The organism is Streptomyces niveiscabiei (genome assembly GCF_033794345.1).
GTDB lineage: Bacteria > Actinomycetota > Actinomycetes > Streptomycetales > Streptomycetaceae > Streptomyces > Streptomyces niveiscabiei.
Map to the genome: position 1 here is coordinate 1,873 of NZ_JARAYJ010000071.1, position 15,900 is coordinate 17,772.

Annotated in this window: 15 protein-coding genes; 6 read left to right on the plus strand and 9 right to left on the minus strand. The window is 72.5% G+C overall.

Going from position 1 to position 15,900, the window contains the following annotated elements; translation table 11 throughout:
- Window positions 1-207: 207 nt before the first annotated feature.
- The gene (locus tag PV682_RS42855) at window positions 208-663 is read left to right on the plus strand and encodes a hypothetical protein (protein ID WP_055718352.1); all 456 of its coding nucleotides are present in this window, start codon (window positions 208-210) and stop codon (window positions 661-663) included.
- A gap of 591 nt (window positions 664-1,254) precedes the next feature.
- On the opposite strand, the gene PV682_RS42860 is transcribed toward PV682_RS42855, so the two are convergent.
- Window positions 1,255-1,671: a pyridoxamine 5'-phosphate oxidase family protein gene (locus PV682_RS42860; protein ID WP_055718351.1), complete on the minus strand. Its 417-nt coding sequence runs from the start codon at window positions 1,669-1,671 to the stop codon at window positions 1,255-1,257.
- 78 nt (window positions 1,672-1,749) lie between these two features.
- Window positions 1,750-2,781, minus strand: a complete 1,032-nt coding sequence (locus PV682_RS42865; protein ID WP_319738183.1) for an aldo/keto reductase — start codon at window positions 2,779-2,781, stop codon at window positions 1,750-1,752.
- 104 nt (window positions 2,782-2,885) lie between these two features.
- On the opposite strand from PV682_RS42865, the gene PV682_RS42870 reads away from it, so the two are divergent.
- A complete protein-coding gene (locus PV682_RS42870) occupies window positions 2,886-3,827 on the plus strand; it encodes a helix-turn-helix transcriptional regulator (RefSeq protein ID WP_319738185.1) in 942 nt (313 codons plus the stop codon).
- Between the two features lie 620 nt (window positions 3,828-4,447).
- On the opposite strand, the gene PV682_RS42875 is transcribed toward PV682_RS42870, so the two are convergent.
- The gene (locus PV682_RS42875) at window positions 4,448-5,323 is read right to left on the minus strand and encodes an aromatic alcohol reductase (RefSeq protein ID WP_319738187.1); all 876 of its coding nucleotides are present in this window, start codon (window positions 5,321-5,323) and stop codon (window positions 4,448-4,450) included.
- Between the two features lie 28 nt (window positions 5,324-5,351).
- Here PV682_RS42875 and PV682_RS42880 point away from each other — a divergent pair, with 28 nt between their 5' ends.
- The 4 genes from PV682_RS42880 (at window position 5,352) to PV682_RS42895 (ending at window position 7,640) form a co-directional block, all read left to right on the plus strand.
- Window positions 5,352-5,672, plus strand: coding sequence for a MerR family transcriptional regulator (locus tag PV682_RS42880; RefSeq protein ID WP_319738189.1), 321 nt, complete (start codon window positions 5,352-5,354; stop codon window positions 5,670-5,672).
- A gap of 137 nt (window positions 5,673-5,809) precedes the next feature.
- Window positions 5,810-6,154, plus strand: a complete 345-nt coding sequence (locus tag PV682_RS42885; protein ID WP_319738191.1) for an STAS domain-containing protein — start codon at window positions 5,810-5,812, stop codon at window positions 6,152-6,154.
- Window positions 6,155-6,277: 123 nt separating this feature from the next.
- The gene (locus tag PV682_RS42890) at window positions 6,278-6,859 is read left to right on the plus strand and encodes an Rv1733c family protein (RefSeq protein WP_319738193.1); all 582 of its coding nucleotides are present in this window, start codon (window positions 6,278-6,280) and stop codon (window positions 6,857-6,859) included.
- Window positions 6,860-7,001: 142 nt separating this feature from the next.
- A complete protein-coding gene (locus PV682_RS42895; protein WP_319738194.1) occupies window positions 7,002-7,640 on the plus strand; it encodes a universal stress protein in 639 nt (212 codons plus the stop codon).
- 30 nt (window positions 7,641-7,670) lie between these two features.
- On the opposite strand, the gene PV682_RS42900 is transcribed toward PV682_RS42895, so the two are convergent.
- The 6 genes from PV682_RS42900 to PV682_RS42925 form a co-directional block, all read right to left on the minus strand.
- On the minus strand, window positions 7,671-8,168 hold the full coding sequence (locus PV682_RS42900) for a flavodoxin domain-containing protein (protein ID WP_319738210.1): 498 nt from the start codon (window positions 8,166-8,168) through the stop codon (window positions 7,671-7,673).
- 89 nt (window positions 8,169-8,257) lie between these two features.
- Window positions 8,258-10,939 (minus strand): bifunctional acetate--CoA ligase family protein/GNAT family N-acetyltransferase, encoded by a 2,682-nt coding sequence (locus PV682_RS42905; RefSeq protein WP_319738195.1) that lies wholly within the window; start codon window positions 10,937-10,939, stop codon window positions 8,258-8,260.
- Between the two features lie 22 nt (window positions 10,940-10,961).
- On the minus strand, window positions 10,962-11,957 hold the full coding sequence (gene gap, locus PV682_RS42910) for a type I glyceraldehyde-3-phosphate dehydrogenase (RefSeq protein WP_319738199.1): 996 nt from the start codon (window positions 11,955-11,957) through the stop codon (window positions 10,962-10,964).
- Window positions 11,958-11,988: 31 nt separating this feature from the next.
- A complete protein-coding gene (locus PV682_RS42915; RefSeq protein ID WP_319738204.1) occupies window positions 11,989-14,340 on the minus strand; it encodes a phosphoketolase family protein in 2,352 nt (783 codons plus the stop codon).
- A gap of 14 nt (window positions 14,341-14,354) precedes the next feature.
- Complete coding sequence (locus PV682_RS42920; RefSeq protein WP_319738206.1) at window positions 14,355-15,170, minus strand: universal stress protein; 816 nt, start codon at window positions 15,168-15,170, stop codon at window positions 14,355-14,357.
- 19 nt (window positions 15,171-15,189) lie between these two features.
- Window positions 15,190-15,900, minus strand: a 711-nt coding sequence (locus PV682_RS42925; RefSeq protein ID WP_319738208.1) for a universal stress protein, incomplete at its 5' end; no start/stop codon positions are given.

Below are 15,900 nucleotides of genomic sequence, written 5' to 3' on the forward strand. Positions count from 1 at the left end.
CGTCGCGGTCCGCCGCTGGACCCAGGGTGACTACGCCGGCGGCTGGGTCCGGACGAACCGGGGCTGCCAGAGCGGAACCACCTACGAGTGGAACGGCAATCTCAGGTTCGGCAGCTGGAACAGGAACGTGTTCGTGGAGAAGAAGTACGGCTGGGCCATCGACGGCCGCATCTGACCAGTTCCCGGAAAGAAACAAGGAGGCTACTCATGCAGATCAAGCGCACGAAGCGACGCACAGCGATGCTCGCGGCCATTGCCATGACGTCCGGGGCGTTCTTCGCGGTCATGGCTCCCGGAATCGCTCAGGCCCAGTCGGGATCCCGCATCTGCGGCAACTGGTGGGCAGGCGTTTACAACCACGGCCAGAACGAGGTCATCTGGGCAAGAGTGATCGAGGTCCCCAAGACCGACAGCATCGCCTGCCAGCGCGCGATCGACAGGACCGACAAGGTCGGACCCACGACCTTGCCGCAGCGCATCAAGAACTTCAAGGACCTGAAGTGGGGCGGCCGGCAGCGGATATCGGGCGCATCCTGCGAGTGGTTCTCCCAGGACCTGATGGACGCCAAGTACGGCGACGACGTGTGCCTGAGCATGCAGCGGGCGGACAACACGGTCCAGGTCGACCACCGTACGATCAGCCACTTCTGGGTCGACAACTGACCAGGTGCGACTGCCCACCAAAGAGGCCGGCACGGCACGGGGGTCACCGCGGGCGGAGTCCGGCTCCGCCCGCGGTGACCCCCGTCGGCGCCCGCAGGCAGAAGAGTCCCAGCGTGCCACCACCTGCCCTGACTGGACTCCGCCAAGCAGCAAGGCGTGACGGTCGACCACGTCGGAACCAACGCCTGGACCATCTCCACCGACGTGACGAACAACAGTGCCCTGTACGCCGCCATCGCCATCGGCCACTACACCTGCGATGGAGAGGGGGGACCTGTCTCCGGGTGGTGGACAGGTCCCCCTGTCGATCCATCGTGCTCGTGCGGGGTCGGTGGGCAGCGGAAGGGCGGCCCTGAAGTGTGCGGTCTCGGTGTAATACGCATGGTGGGGACAGGTCCCTTCCCGCCAGGAACGACCACGTGGGCAAGGGCCAGCAGCACCTCGCCGGCTCGGGAAACCACCCCGCTGGAGTCACCCGATACCTGAACACGCGGGGAGGATCCGCTACGGCTTTTCACGGGAAAGATGCCTCACACTCGGCGGTGTACGGGCCCTCGGCATGCCCTGTCGTCCCAGGTGAGAGGCCCTCCCTCAGAGCTGAAGGAGACGACCTCCGGACCAGCCGAACCATCGGTCGATCGCCACGTGGACCGTCACGAGCGGGTCCTCTCTGGCCGGGTAGTCCTTGCCGAGGAAGCGCCTGGAGAGTCGGTCGATGTCGGCGAATCCCTCGTCAGGCTTGATGGACACCACATGTCCCTGGACAGACACATGCGTGCCGAAGTCGTCCGCTCCCAGCACGGTCAGCGACACATGGCCGTTGTCCCGCAGATGTTTCAGGCGGGCGCGGTCGGCGTTCATGCACAGCATGAGAAGTCCGTCGTCCTCGATGAGGTACCAGGTCGCCACCGATACAGGGCGGCCTTTCGACGTGACCGTCGCCATGACGGCCGGGTTCGGCTTCCGGAGAAAGGCCAGGGCGGCCTCTGGCAACGGAGCATCAGACATGGATCATCCTTCCAGGACACGGGTGCCGTGACGCGGCACCCTCCGTCAGATCAAACGCAGGCCAACCGCACGGTGCCGTCACGCCGCCGCGCGTTCGACCGGAGGCCGACGCCTCAGTTCCCGCTGGAGGACGGCCGGCGGCTGGTGGGCCACGTCGAGTGTGCCCGTGTCCGTGCCGGGCGGCGCGATGGCGTCGATCCGGTCCAGGACGTCGTCCGGGAGCGTGACCCCGGAGCCCGCGAGCAGATCGTCCAGCTGCGCCATGGACCGCGGTCCGAGGAGCGCGGAGGTGACGCCGGGGTGGGCGAGCACGAAGCCCAGGGCCAGATGGGTGAGCGGCATGCCCGCCTCTTCGGCGAGCGGGATGAGCTGTTCGACGGCGTCGAGCCGCCGTTCGTCCTTCAGATGCGAGAAGTCGTAGTTCGAGGAGCGGTGCGTCGCGGCCTGCCGGCCCTTGCGGTAGCGCCCGGTCAGCAGCCCGCCGCCGAGCGGCGACCAGACCAGGGTGCCCATGCCGAACTCCTGCGCCACCGGGAGCACCTCGCGCTCGATGCCCCGGTCGAGGATCGAGTACACCGGCTGCTCGGTACGCGGCCGGGCGAGACCGCGCCGCTCGGCGACCCAGTGGGCGCGGACGAGGTCGGAGGCCGGCATGCACGAGGTGCCGAAGGTGCGGATCTTTCCGGCTCGTTGCAGGTCGGTGAGAGCCCCGAGCGTCTCCTCGATATCGGTGTCGGGGTCCGGGCGGTGAATCTGGTAGATGTCCACATGGTCGGTGTCGAGGCGCCGCAGCGAGTCCTCCAGCGCGCGCACCAGCCAGCGCCGGGACGCGCCCTGGTGGTTCGGCTCGTCGCTCATCGGCCTGCGGGCCTTGGTCGCGAGCACCACGTCGGCCCGCCGGCCCTTCAGCGCCCGGCCGACGATCTCCTCCGACTCGCCGTGCCCGTACGCGTCGGACGTGTCGACGAGGTTGATGCCGGCGTCCAGGGCCCGGTGGATGATGCGGACGCAGTCGTCGTGGTCGGGGTTGCCGACGGCACCGAACATCATGGCGCCGAGAGCGTAGGGGCTCACCTTGATCCCGGTCCTGCCGAGGACGCGGTAACGCATGTTCTCTCCTGAGGTACGTCTGCGAGCTGCTGCCACCAGCCTGGCGCGGGGTGGCCGGACGATGAATACTTGAGAGTCCCGATTTTTTGAGCGAGAGTACGGGTATGGTCACCGACCGACTCTCCGAAGCGCTCGATCTGGTCGAGATCCGCGGCGTCATCACGGGCGGCATCGCGGCTCGGGGCGGATGGTGGACGCGCGCACCGCTCTCCGCCCCGGTCAAGTTCTTCGCGCTCGTCAGCGGCCGGGCCCGCCTGACCACCGACGGGATCGACGAACCGGTCGACCTCGTGGCGGGTGACGTGGCGATCCTCGCCGGGCGCTCCTGGCTCGCGTTCGAGGCCGGCCCGGAACCCCGCCAGGAGGTGCGGCCGGAATCCGACTTCTCCACCGACCGCTTCACGTCCGCGGACCGCGACGCCGACGACATCGTGATCGGCGGCAGCGTGTGTCCGAACGCGGCCGGAAGCACGCTCCTTCTCGAATCGCTGCCGCCCCTGGCGCACATCAGATCGGCCGGCGACGACGACCGGCTCCTCGCCGCCCTGCTGCGCCTGTTCGACGAGGCGACCGTGCAGCGGCCCGGCTCGGCCTTCGCGGTCCGGCAGTACAGCCAGCTCTTCCTGCTGGAGTTGCTGCGGTCCTGTGCCGGCCAGTCCGCGCTGCCCTCCGGCTGGCTGCGGCTGCTCGTCGACGAACGTCTGCGCCCCGCCCTCGACCTGCTGCACGGCCACCCCGGGTACCCCTGGGGGCTCGCGGAACTGGCGCGGGCCGCCGCGATGTCCCGGACGACCTTTGCCGAGCGGTTCCGGGAAGCGGCCGGTGTGCCACCGCTGACCTACCTGGGACGGTGGCGCATGCTGCTCGCCCAGCGGGCGCTCCAGGACGGCGACGTCCGCGTCGCGGCGCTCGCCGAGGAGTTGGGCTACGGCTCGGAGAGTGCCTTCAGCACGGCGTTCAAACGCGTCGTCGGCGAGTCGCCGCTGCGCTACCGGGCCCGCGTACGACAGGACGTCACCGAGCATGCTCGGGCCAGGACGCTATGACGCTTCGGTCCCCTTGCTTCCTTCCCGCGAGGCCCAGCCGATGCCGTCCGCTGGTCGACGGCTGCCGGGGCGCCGCCGCTGATGCGGTACGGCTGGTGCCGCGCTCCTCCCACATCCGAGGACAGGGGGCCGGGTGACAGCCGGGGCCGCACAACATCGTTGCCGAGCTCGTGGACCCCGCGTTCGGCCTCTCCCTCCACCTCAAGCGGTTCCGGGAAGGCACCGACGAAGGCTTGGGCAAGGACCGGCAGTTCGTCCTGGGAGAGCACGCCCAGACGGTCGTCCTTGATCTCCGGGCCGAATCCGAGCGGTCGTCTTCTTCCCGCCTTGAGCCCGAACTCCGGCAGGTCAGGCCCCCTCGAACGCCCGTCGGATCAACGGGCCCGCCTTCTCCGGGTCGGCCGCCACGTCCCGCTTCCTCTTTCGCCGAAATGAAGCGGTGCTCGGCGAACCGGGCGAGGAGCCCGCGAGCAGCAGGCTCAGCAGCCCCCCCGAAGGTCCGATAGCGCACCAAGTCGAGCCGCGCGGGCAGTCGTCGGACGGCCACGCGGTCGTGGTGTCGGAAACCGGCCGCGATCCGGACCATCCGATGCCGCCCGCGCGCAGGGGCTGGGGACGCGTCAGCCGGCGAGGTTCTCCTTGACCCACTGGCGGAGGTCGGTCACGGGGATCGCGTGGCGCGCGTTGTAGGTGTCGTCCTTCGCCCACGCGACGCCGCGGCCCTGCGCGAAGACCGCCCGGTACTTCCGCGTCATGTTGTCCGGGTCGGCGGCCAGTTCGTCGAGCAGCGACGGAACCGTCCACACCACACGGCGGAACGGACGCCCCAGCACGGTCTCGAGCGTCTCGGCCAGCTCGCCGTAGGTGATGGTGTCACCGGCGAGGTAGACGATCTCGTCGCGGATGCGAGGTTCGGCGAAGAGGATGTCCGCGGTCAGGGCGCCGATGTCTTCGGGCGTCGTCACGGTGACCGCCGTGTCGAGACTTCCCAGGGCGTTGACGGTGTCGCCGGGCAGGTCCACCATGCCCGAGCCGGGCTCGAAGAGGTAGTTCATGAACATGCCGGTGGAGATGATGACCCACTCGGTCCGGTCCTGGGACCGGAGCAGGTCGCGGACGTCCAGCTGGGAGTCGAAGATGTCCTGCGGGCTTCCTCGGCCGATGATGTCGAAGTCGACGCCGAACTGCCACGGGAAGTACCGCGGGACCCTCGCCTGGAGGGCGGCCTGGGCGACCTTCATGGGGGTTTCGAGGCCGGCGGTGATGCCCGTGCATCCGATGACCGTGTCGTAGTCGGCGAAGAGGGAGGCGAGCTCGTCGAGGGTGTTATTCACGAGGTCGCCTTCGACGATCCTCACGCCCAGGTTCTTGATCTCAGCGACGTCGCGCTGCTTGTCGGGTGCCGTGGACGCGATGGCGCCCGCCCGCAGGAGCACGCTGACGGACGAGCCCTCCACGTCCTTCGCTCGCCGCACGACGTTGCGGATGACGGGCATGCCGAGCTCCCCGGCTCCGATGATGAGGATGTCCCGGGAGGTGGGGATCGAGCTGTCGCGGTCGGCCAACGGTTACCGCGACTACTCCGAGGGCCAGGTCGAGCACGCGCGTCACGTCCGGGCGCTCGTCGAAGCTGGTCTGTCGACGAGGATGATCAAGATCGTCCTGGACATCGAGGCTCCCTCCAACCAGGACGCGGCAGGCGCGTGCACCCAGACCCTGGCAGCGGAACTCGCCCGCGAGCTGCGCGTCGTGGAGAACAGGATCGTGTGCCTGGAGAAGAGCCGTGACGCGGTGATCGACTACCTCCGGCGAACGGGCCACGCAGACCTGCTGACCCCAGCGTGACTCGCCCCTCACCTTGCTCGTAATCGCTGGGAGATCGTCGGCGACCGTGCATAGGCCGTTCGGACCCTGTCGAACACAGGGCGCGTGGTTCGAACGGCCCTTTCCGGCTCCGTGCCTCCTCGGCTTGGCTTCCCGTCATGGACGACACGCACACGAGGTCCGCGACGTTGTACGCGGCTCGGACCGATGACGGTACGACCGTGGTCACCCTCCGCGGAGAGCTCGACCTGCTCGCGGTGATAGGCATCGGTCCCGCCGTGGACGACCTCACCACCGGTTCGCGGCCGGACGTGGTGCTGGACCTGCGGTCCGTGACCTTCGTCGACTGCTGCGGGCTCGGCCTGCTGTGCCGCGCCCGCAACCGGGTCCGCGCGAGCGGCGGCAGGCTGCGGCTGGCCGCACCCGGAGAGGCCCTCACCCGACTGCTGCGGCACGCCGGACTCGTCGGCGCGTTCGAGACGTGCCCCGAGCCGGTCGGGTAAGGGCTGAACGGCCCCCTTCCCAGGGAGGGTCGTCCCGCAGGAACGCCTCTTCGGCCCCTGCGCGGGCCCGCCGCGGACTGCCACCTTCGAAACGTCACCACGACCCGGAGGAGGTGCGGCCCGATGCGTGGAACCCGGCACGCGAGGAAACGGCTGTGGCGGTGGCGGAACAACCCGCTGCGCCGCCCCGACGACATCACCGAGGCATGGCTCGTCCTGGCCGTCTGGCTGCTGATCGTGGCGGCCGGCACCGCCGTCGGCACGATGACGGCCCACGCCGCCGACGAGATGTTCGCCCGGCAGCGGGAACAGCGGCACCCCGTGCGGGCGGTCCTCCTCGACGACGTGCCCGAGAGCGCGGGCGTCGGCGGGGCCGCGAGCGACCGGCGCTCGGCGGTGGTCCGCTGGAGCGCCCCGGACGGCTCCGAGCGTACCGGCCGGACCCTGGTCGACGCCGGACAGCGGGCCGGGGCCACGGTCGTGGTCTGGCAGGACACCCAGGGCCGCCTCAGGACCGAGCCGCCGGACGAACTGGAGTCCGCCGTCGAGTCCGCGACCCTGGGAGCCGGCGCCGCCTTCGGCCTCGCCGGCGCCCTGTACGGGGCGGGCCGCCTCGCCCGCTGGCGGCTCGACCGACGGCGGATCGAGGGCTGGGGGCGGGAGTGGGACGTGGTCGGTCCGTTGTGGGGGCACCGGACGGGATGACAGGGGCATGGAGGAGCGGGCCGCGATACGGGAACGGTCCGGAAGCCTCCCCGCACGGGACGTTCGGCCCCCTGCGCCCGTGCCCACGCCCCGGCACGCTGGGACACGCCCACCGACCCCTCGTACCGGAAGGCGGACCGCCATGGAACCCGTCGTCGTCCTCGCCCGCACCGACACCTCCGAGACCGGCCGGGCCGCCGCCGACTGGGCCGAACGGGAGGCCGCCCTCCGCGAGTTACCCCTCCGTACACCGGACGCCCCCGCGACACGCGCCGCCGTCGTGACCGTCGGGGAGACCCGTGCCGTGACGCTCCTCGACACCGTGCCCGGCCCCGTCGTCCTGGTCCCCGACGGGTACGCCGCCACCCCGCACCGCACCGACGTCGTCCTCGGCATCGACGCCCGCGAACCCTCGGACCCCGCCCTCGCGTTCGCCTTCGACAGCGCCCGGCTGCGGGGCGCGCGCCTGTGCGCCGTACATGCCTGGGCGCTGCCTCCCGAGGCCGCCGCGCTGCCCTTCGCCGTGCCGGAGGAGGACCGGGCCGAGTGGGAGGACCACGAGGTGCAGGTCCTCGCCGACGCGCTGCGGCCCTGGCGGGCGAAACACCCCGAGGTCCCCGTCCTGGAGGACGTCCTCCTGCTCTCCCCGGCCGAGGCGCTCCTCCATCACCGCGCGCGTGCCGCCCTGTACGTGGTCGGCGGCCCGCCCGGCAGCGTCGTACGGGCCCTGCTGCGGGAGTCGGGCCGCCCGGTCGCGGTCGTGCCGGCGTACGAGGGCTGAGCGCGGGGAGTCGCCGGGCCTCCCGCGTGCTCAGGTCTTCGCCAGGTCCCCGGCGATCCGCTCCGCCCACTCCCTGACGGCGTCGAAGTCCCGGAAGTCCCCGCCCTTCCCGGCCGCGAGGATCCGCCCGGCCACCCAGCCCCGCGCGCCCTCCTCCAGGCATCCGCCGAAGGTGACGTGTCCGCGCGCGTCCAGCGAGGCCATCGCCCGCCGGACACCGGCCACGGGCGGAATGTCCCGCTCACCGGCCGACGCGTCGAGCGGACCACTGCTGAACAGCCACATGGGCCGCCCGGCCAGCGCACGGCGGTGCCTGCGGACGAAACGCCGGGCGTCACGGTGCCAGCGCCCCGCGTACAGTGCCCCGCCGACCACGACGGCCTCGTACGGGGCCACACCGCTGACGGACGAGGCCGGACGGACCTCGACGGTCAGCCCCCGTTCGCGCAGGGCCTCGGCGACCGCCTCGGCGAGGCGTGCCGTCGAACCGTTGGCGGTGCCGTAGGCGACCAGCACAGTCATGGTGATCCCTCTCCTCTCACCGTGTTCCCCGCGTCGGCCGGGCCGACAGGTCCGTCTCGAACACCACCCGAAGTACCTTGTCGTGCTTCATCGCTTCACCTCAGTCGGCGCAGGTAGGGGTCGTGGACCCGGTGCGGCAGCAGCCGTACCCGGGCGTCGAGGACGGTGGCGCCGTCCGGCGTGGCGTGGACCGGGTTGAAGTCGGCCTCGGCGAGCTGCGGCAGGTCGCAGGCCATCCGGGAGAGCCGCAGCAGGAGCTGCTCCAGGTCCTCCAGGGCCAGCGGGCCGCCGCCGTCCGCGCCGAACAGCAGGGGTGCGCAGCGCGGGGTCGTCATGAGGTCGTGCACGTCGTGGTCGGTGAGGGGGGCGAGGCGGGCCGCGTGGTCGGCGAGGACCTCCGTCGCCGTACCGCCGAGGCCGAACAGGACGAGCGGCCCGAAGACCCCGTCCTGGACGACACCGGCGAACAGTTCGGTGCCCCGGCCCGCCAGCGCCTGCACCACAACCCCCGTCAGCTGCCCCTCGAAACGTTCCTGGAGGTCGCGGAACGCGCTCCGCACCTGCGTGTCGCCGCGCAGATCGAGCCGTACGGCGCCCTGCGCGCTCTTGTGGACGAGACCAGGCCAGTGCGCCTTGAGGACGACCCGGCCGTCGGTCCCGCGCAGCCGCTCCGCCGCGCACACCGCCGCGTCCTCGGTCTCGGCCCAGGCCCACGGGATCTGCGGCACGCCGTAGCAGGCCAGCAGTTCGGCGCAGGTCCGCGGATCGAGCCAGCCCCCCTCGGGGTGGGCGGTCAGCCAGGCGCCGGCCACGGCGCGGGCGCGCCGGGTGTCGACGCCGTCGAGGTCCGGTACGGCCCCGGCGGGCCGCGCCAGCCACGCCGCCCGGCCGGCCGCGTGCGCCAACGCCCGCGCCGCCGCCTGCGGTTCGGCGTACGAGGGGACGGTGCCGCCCCCGTCGGCGGGCAGCAGCCCCACCGGCACGTCCTGTTCGAGGCGCACGGCCAGCACCGGCTTCGGACGGCGGCCCGGCCCCGAGGTGAGGGCGCGCACCAGGTCGTCGCCGGTCGCGGCGGCCACCGCCGTCGGCACCAGGGCGACCAGCACGGCGTCGACGCCCGCGTACTTCAGGATCCGGTCGACGCAGGCGGTGAGCTGGGCCTCGGTGACGGCGGCGGTCGCGTCGACCGGGTTCCCGGCGGTGGCGCCCGCGGGCAGGTCCTCCAGCACCGCATCGGGGAGCACCGGCAGGGCGAGACCCGCCTCCGTGCAGGCGTCGGCGGCCAGCACCCCGGCCCCGCCCGCGTTGGTGACGATCGCGACCCGGGTGCCCTCGGGCAGCGGCTGGGAGTGGAACAGGGCGGCCGTCTCCAGGAGTTCACCGACCGAGCGGGTCGCCGTGATCCCGGCCTGTGTGAACAGGGCCTGCCGGGTCATGGTGGGGGTGGCCGCGGCGGCGGTGTGCGAGGCGGCGGCCCGCCGGCCCGCGTCGGTGCGCCCGGCGTCCACGGTCAGTACCGGGATGCGCCGGGTGACCCGGCGGGCCGTCCGCGAGAACGCGCGCGGATTGCCGAACGACTCCAGGTGCAGCACGGCCAGCCGGGTCCGGCCGTCGGACTCCCACCACTGGAGCAGGTCGTTGCCGCTGACGTCGTACTTGTCGCCGAGCGACACGAACGACGACACCCCGATGCCCAGCCGCGACATCCCGTCGAGCAGCGCGATGCCCACCCCGCCGGACTGCACGGCGATCCCGGCCGCGCCGGGCAGCGGGTGACGCGCGGCGAACGTGGCGTCCAGGCGCAGCGCCGGGTCCGTGTCGACGATGCCCAGGCAGTTGGGGCCGACCAGCCGCATCCCGTACGTCCGGCAGGCGGCCAGCAGGTCACGGGCCTGACCGGCGTCCAGGCCCGCGGAGACCACGACGAGCGCGCGCACCCCGGCCTTCCCGCACTCCTCGGCGGTCGCCGCGACCGCCGGCGCGGGGACCGCCACGACCACCAGGTCCGGGGTCTTCGGCAGGACGCTCACCGACGGGTACGACGGCACGCCGAGGATCGAGGTCACGCTCGGGTTCACGGCGAACAGGCGGCGGGTGAAGCCGCCCGTGTGCAGGTGGTGCAGGACCGCGCGCCCCACCGAACCGGGCGTGCGTCCCGCGCCCACGACGGCGACCGCCTCCGGGCGCAGCAGCGGACGCAGGCTCGCCACGTCCGCGCGCCGGGCCCGGTCCTCGACGGCCGTGAGATAGGCGTCGTCCTCGTCCAGGCGGATCGTGCACCGCACCTCCGGCCCCTCGAACCGGCGCGTGGTGCGCAGGCCCAGGTCGGCGAAGAGCCGCAGCACCTCACGGTTCTCGCTCAGCGCGTCCGCCGTGAAGACGGTGACGCCGTCCGCGCGGGCCGCCGACACCAGGTGCTCGACGAGCAGGGTCCCCACACCCCGGCCGTGGATCCCCTCGGCGACGGCGATCGAGATCTCCGCCCGGTCGCCGTCGCCGCCGGTGTCGTACTCGGCGATCCCGAGGACCTGCCCGCGCACCTCGGCGAGCAGGGCCCGGTAGCCGGGGCGGCCCGGCGCGCAGGCCCGGTCCGCGGCCAGGGCGGCCGAGCGCCGGCACGGGGAGAAGAACCTCAGCCGCAGGTTCTGCGGCGACATCTCCTCGTACAGCCCCTCCACCTGGTCGTGGTCGCCGGGCAGCACGGGCCGGATGCACGCCGTGGTGCCGTCCGCGAGCAGTGCGTGGGCCGGGGCACGGTCGAGCAGGTCGTCCGTCATCGGAGTACTCCTTCGGGAAGGCTCAGGCCATCAGGCGGGTGAGGTCCAGCAGCCGGTTGGTGTAGCCCCATTCGTTGTCGTACCAGCCGAAGACCTTGGCCAGCGCGCCGCCCACCTGGGTCAGGGCGGGGTCGAAGACGCAGGAGGCGGGGTCGCCGATCACGTCGCGGGAGACGATCGGGGCGTGCGAGACGCGCAGCACGCCCCGCAGCGGGCCCCGGGCCGCCGTCTCGAACGCGTCGTTGATCTCGTCCCGGGTCACCGGGCGGTGCAGCACCGCCGTCAGGTCGGTGAGCGAGCCGTCCTCCACCGGTACCCGCACCGCGATCCCGTCCAGCGTCCCGGAGAGTTCCGGCAGGACCAGGCCCACCGCGCGGGCCGCGCCCGTGCCGGTCGGGATGATGCTCAGGGCGGCGGAGCGGGCCCGGCGCAGGTCCTTGTGCGGGCCGTCGATCAGCGACTGGTCGTTGGTGTAGCCGTGGACGGTGGTGAGCATGCCGCGCTCGACGCCGAACGCGTCGTCGAGGACCTTCACCATCGGGGCGACGCAGTTCGTGGTGCAGGACGCGGCCGACACGATCCGGTCGTGCCCGCGGTCGTAGGCGCCGTCGTTGACGCCCATCACGATCGTCGCGTCCACGCCCTTGCCCGGCGCGGACAGCAGCACGCCGCGGGCACCCGCCTTCAGGTGCAGGGCGGCACTGTCGCGGTCGCGGAAGCGGCCGGTGGACTCGACGACGAGTTCCACGCCCAGTTCCCCCCAGCGCAGCGCGGCCGGGTCGCGTTCGGCGGTGACGGCGATCCGGCGGCCGTCCACGGTGATCGACCGGTCGTCGTGGCCGACCTCCCGGCCCAGGCGCCCGAACGTCGAGTCGTACTCCAGCAGATGGGCGAGGGTCGCGGCGGGGGCGATGTCGTTGACGGCGACGATCTCGACGTCCTCGCCGCGCTCCAGGGCCGCGCGCAGGTAGGTGCGGCCGATCCGGCCGAAGCCGTTGATGCCGACGCGTACGGTCATGACAGTGAACTCCTTCTGGTGGCAGGGGCGTTCAGGCGGACCAGGTCCACTCGGCGACCTCCGGCAGGTCGGTGCCGTGCTCGCGGATCCACGCCTGGTGGCGGGTGCGGGCGTCGGCCATCGTCTGGCGCAGCGCCGCCGCGCGGACCGAGAGGCCGGGGACGCGGTCGATGACGTCCATGACGAGCCGGTAGCGGTCGAGGTCGTTGCGCACGACCATGTCGAACGGGGTGGTCGTGGTGCCGGACTCCTTGTAGCCGCGCACGTGCAGGTTGCGGTGGCCGGTGCGGCGGTAGGCCAGGCGGTGGATGAGCCACGGGTAGCCGTGGTAGGCGAAGATCACCGGCTTGTCGGCGGTGAACAGGCCGTCGTACTCGAAGTCGCTCATCCCGTGCGGGTGTTCCTCGCGCGGCAGCAGGCGCGTCATGTCGACGACGTTGACGACGCGCACCGCGAGGGAGGGCAGGTGGCGGCGCAGCAGCTGGGCGGCGGCCAGCACCTCCTGGGTCGGTACGTCGCCCGCGCAGGCGAGGACGACGTCCGGTTCCCCGCCGTTCTCCGTGCCCGCCCACTCCCAGATCCCGGCGCCGCGCGCGCAGTGGGCGCGGGCCTGGTCCAGGGACAGCCAGTCGAAGCAGGGCTGCTTGCCGGCCACGATCACATTGACGTAGTCGCGGCTGCGCAGGGCGTGATCGGCCACGGAGAGCAGGGTGTTGGCGTCCGGCGGCAGGTAGACCCGCACGACCTCGGGGCTCTTGTTCAGGACGTGGTCGACGAAGCCGGGGTCCTGGTGGGAGAACCCGTTGTGGTCCTGGCGCCACACGTGCGACGTCAGCAGGTAGTTGAGCGAGGCGATCGGCGCCCGCCACGGCAGCTCCCGCGACGTCCGCAGCCACTTGATGTGCTGGTTGACCATCGAGTCGACGATGTGCACGAACGCCTCGTAGCAGGAGAACAGCCCGTGCCGCCCGGTCAGCAGATACCCCTCCAGCCAGCCCTGGCAGAGGTGTTCGGAGAGGATCTCCAGCACCCGCCCGTGCCGGTCGAGATGCTCGTCCACCGGAAGGTGCCCGGCCTGCCACGCCTTGCCGCTCTCCCCGAACACGGCCTGGAGCCGGTTGGAGGCCGTCTCGTCGGGCCCCACGATCCGGAAGTCCCGCCGCAGCCGCGTGTCGTGCATGACCCGGGCGAGGAAGTCGCCCAGCACCCGGGTGGGTTCGTGCAGCGACGTCCCCGGCTTGTCGACGGGTACGGCGAACTCGTCCAGGCCGCGCAGGGGGAGCTCCCGTACGAGGAGGCCGCCGTTGGCGTGCGGGGTGGCGCCGAGACGGCGCGTGCCGTCGGGGACACAGGCCAGGACGTCGGCGCTCGGACGCCCGTCGGGGCAAAACAGCTCCTGGGGCCGGTAGGAGCGCAGCCACGCCTCCAACTGCCGCAGGTGCTCCGGGTTCTCCCGGACCCCGGCCAGCGGGACCTGGTGCGCGCGCCAGGTGCCCTCGACCGGCTCGCCGTCCACCTCCGCCGGACCCGTCCAGCCCTTCGGCGTGCGCAGCACGATCATCGGCCAGTGCACGCGCTCGGCGACCCCGTCCACACGGGCGGTGCTCTGCATGACGCCGATCAGGTCCAGAGCCCGGTCCAGGGCGTCGGCGAGCGCCCGGTGCACCTGCGCCGGGTCGTCGCCCGACACGTACAGGGGCTCGTGGCCGTACCCGCGCAGCAGTTCGTCGAGTTCGGACTCCGGGAGCCGGGACAGCACCGTCGGATTGGCGATCTTGTAGCCGTTGAGGTGCAGGATCGGCAGGACCGCGCCGTCGTGTACCGGGTCGAGGAACTTGTTCGCGTGCCAGGACGCGGCCAGCGGGCCCGTCTCCGCCTCGCCGTCGCCGATCACGCAGGCGACCAGCAGACCGGGGTTGTCGAAGGCGGCGCCGTACGCGTGCGCCAGGGAGTAGCCCAGCTCGCCGCCCTCGTGGATCGAGCCCGGCGTCTCCGGCGCGACGTGGCTCGGCACCCCGCCGGGGAAGGAGAACTGCCGGAACAGCCGCTCCATCCCGGCCGCGTCGCGCGACACGTCCGGGTACGTCTCGCTGTAGCTGCCCTCCAGCCAGGACCCCGCCAGCACCGCCGGACCACCGTGCCCCGGACCCCACACGCACAGCGCGTCCAGACCGCGCGCCTTGATGACGCGGTTGAGGTGCGTGTACACGAGGGTGAGCCCGGGCGAGGTGCCCCAGTGGCCCAGCAGGCGGGGTTTGATGTGCTCGGCCTTGAGGGGTTCGGTGAGCAGCGGGTTGGACAGGAGGTAGATCTGGCCGGCCGCGAGGTAGTTGGCGGCCCGCCAGTGGGCGTCCAGGGTGCGCAGTTCGTCGTCGTGCAGCATGGGAGTCTCCTCGGTCATCGTCGGTGCTCGGGTACGACGGCCACCGGGCACGCGGCATCGCGCAGGACCCGGTGGGTCACCAGGCCCAGGCGCCCGGCACGGGACCGGGTACCCACGACCAGCAGGTCGGCCGCGAAAGACGCGGACACCAGGAGCCGGCGGGCCTGCCCCTCGGCGGTGCGGCGCCGTATCCGCAGCCGCTCGGGTGCGTGCCGCAGCGCCCTCTCCAGCGCGGCCGAGGCCCGCTGCTCGTGGTTCTCGCCCGCCGGGGCCCGCCAGGTCCGCACGGCCTCCAGCTCCGAGTCCCGCACCACGGCCTCACGCACCGCGAACCGCACCGCCGCCGGCCCGCCGACACCGACCACGACCCTGCCGTGCGCCGCGCTGTCGTGACGACCGCGGACGACGATGACGGGGCACTCGGCACGGGCGGCCACGGCCGAGCTCACCGAGCCGCGCAGCAGTCCGGCGAGCCCGGTGCGGTCCCGGTTGCCGAGCACCAGGGCGGTGGCGTCCCGCGCGGCGCGCAGCAGCGCGCGCTCGGGGTCCTCGGCGGCCACCTCGGTGGAGATCCGCACATCGGGGACACGGCGATGCGCGCGGTGGGCCGCGGACTCCAGGAGCCGGCAGTCGCGGCTCCAGCCGTCCTCGGCGTCGTGCCGCCACGTCGAGGCGTGCACCAGATGCAGGGGCGCCCCGCGCAGGGCCGCCTCGTCGGCCGCCCACTCCACGGCCCGCAGGCTCGCCTCGGAGCCGTCGACACCGACGACGACCGGTTCCCGCACCATGGGCGTCGCCCTGCGCCAAGGCCGTACGGCCGCTGCCTTCATGGGGTTTCCTCTCTGCGGGTCAGCCGTGCGACACGACGGCGACGGGGGCGGGGGAGTGGTGCAGGACGGCGTGGGTGACGTGGCCGATGTGCGTGCCGAACGGGCTGCGCCGGCCCCGGCGTCCCACGACCACGAGGGACGCCTCGCGGGCGGCGGCCACGAGGTGCGCGGCGGCGCTGCCGTACAGGGACTCCTCGACGACCTCGACGTCCGGGAACTTCTGCCGCCAGGGCCGCACCGCGTCCGCCAGCATCTCGGCGTCGTCCAGCGCGAGGGCCTCGTGCAGGGGCGGGTTGTCGGGGGTGCCGTACGCGATGTACGGCGACGGGTTCCAGGCGTGCACCACGCGCAGAGCGGTGGCGCGGCGGGTGGCGGCGTCGAAGGCGAAGTCCATGAGGGCGCTGTCCGGGTGGTCGGTGTCCAGGCCCAGGACGACGGGGCGGTGGGCCTCCTGCCAGCGGGCCCTGACGAACACGACGGGCCGCTGGGCGTGGGCCAGCACGGACAGGCCGACGGAGCCGACCATGAAGCCGCCGATGCCGCCGAGTCCGCGTGAGCCCAGGACCAGAAGCTCGGCGTCCTTCGAGGCCCGGGCCAGGACGTCGGCGGCCGAGCCGGAGAGGTGCTCGCCGGTCACCTGGATGCCGGGGTGGCGTTCGCGGAGGCCGGCGGCTGTTTCGCGGGGGATGCGGTCGGTCCAGTGCTGGTGGGTCTCGGCGCCCAGGAGCGG

Excerpts from the sequence above, each read along its gene's own strand:
- PV682_RS42855 (WP_055718352.1), top strand. The coding sequence starts at position 208 with ATGCAGATCAAGCGCACGAAGCGACGCACAGCGATGCTCGCGGCCATT.
- PV682_RS42860 (WP_055718351.1), bottom strand. The coding sequence starts at position 1,671 with ATGTCTGATGCTCCGTTGCCAGAGGCCGCCCTGGCCTTTCTCCGGAAG.
- PV682_RS42865 (WP_319738183.1), bottom strand. The coding sequence starts at position 2,781 with ATGCGTTACCGCGTCCTCGGCAGGACCGGGATCAAGGTGAGCCCCTAC.
- PV682_RS42870 (WP_319738185.1), top strand. The coding sequence starts at position 2,886 with ATGGTCACCGACCGACTCTCCGAAGCGCTCGATCTGGTCGAGATCCGC.
- PV682_RS42875 (WP_319738187.1), bottom strand. The coding sequence starts at position 5,323 with ATGCCCGTCATCCGCAACGTCGTGCGGCGAGCGAAGGACGTGGAGGGC.
- PV682_RS42880 (WP_319738189.1), top strand. The coding sequence starts at position 5,352 with ATGTCCCGGGAGGTGGGGATCGAGCTGTCGCGGTCGGCCAACGGTTAC.
- PV682_RS42885 (WP_319738191.1), top strand. The coding sequence starts at position 5,810 with ATGGACGACACGCACACGAGGTCCGCGACGTTGTACGCGGCTCGGACC.
- PV682_RS42890 (WP_319738193.1), top strand. The coding sequence starts at position 6,278 with ATGCGTGGAACCCGGCACGCGAGGAAACGGCTGTGGCGGTGGCGGAAC.
- PV682_RS42895 (WP_319738194.1), top strand. The coding sequence starts at position 7,002 with ATGGAACCCGTCGTCGTCCTCGCCCGCACCGACACCTCCGAGACCGGC.
- PV682_RS42905 (WP_319738195.1), bottom strand. The coding sequence starts at position 10,939 with ATGACGGACGACCTGCTCGACCGTGCCCCGGCCCACGCACTGCTCGCG.
- gap (WP_319738199.1), bottom strand. The coding sequence starts at position 11,957 with ATGACCGTACGCGTCGGCATCAACGGCTTCGGCCGGATCGGCCGCACC.
- PV682_RS42915 (WP_319738204.1), bottom strand. The coding sequence starts at position 14,340 with ATGCTGCACGACGACGAACTGCGCACCCTGGACGCCCACTGGCGGGCC.
- PV682_RS42920 (WP_319738206.1), bottom strand. The coding sequence starts at position 15,170 with ATGAAGGCAGCGGCCGTACGGCCTTGGCGCAGGGCGACGCCCATGGTG.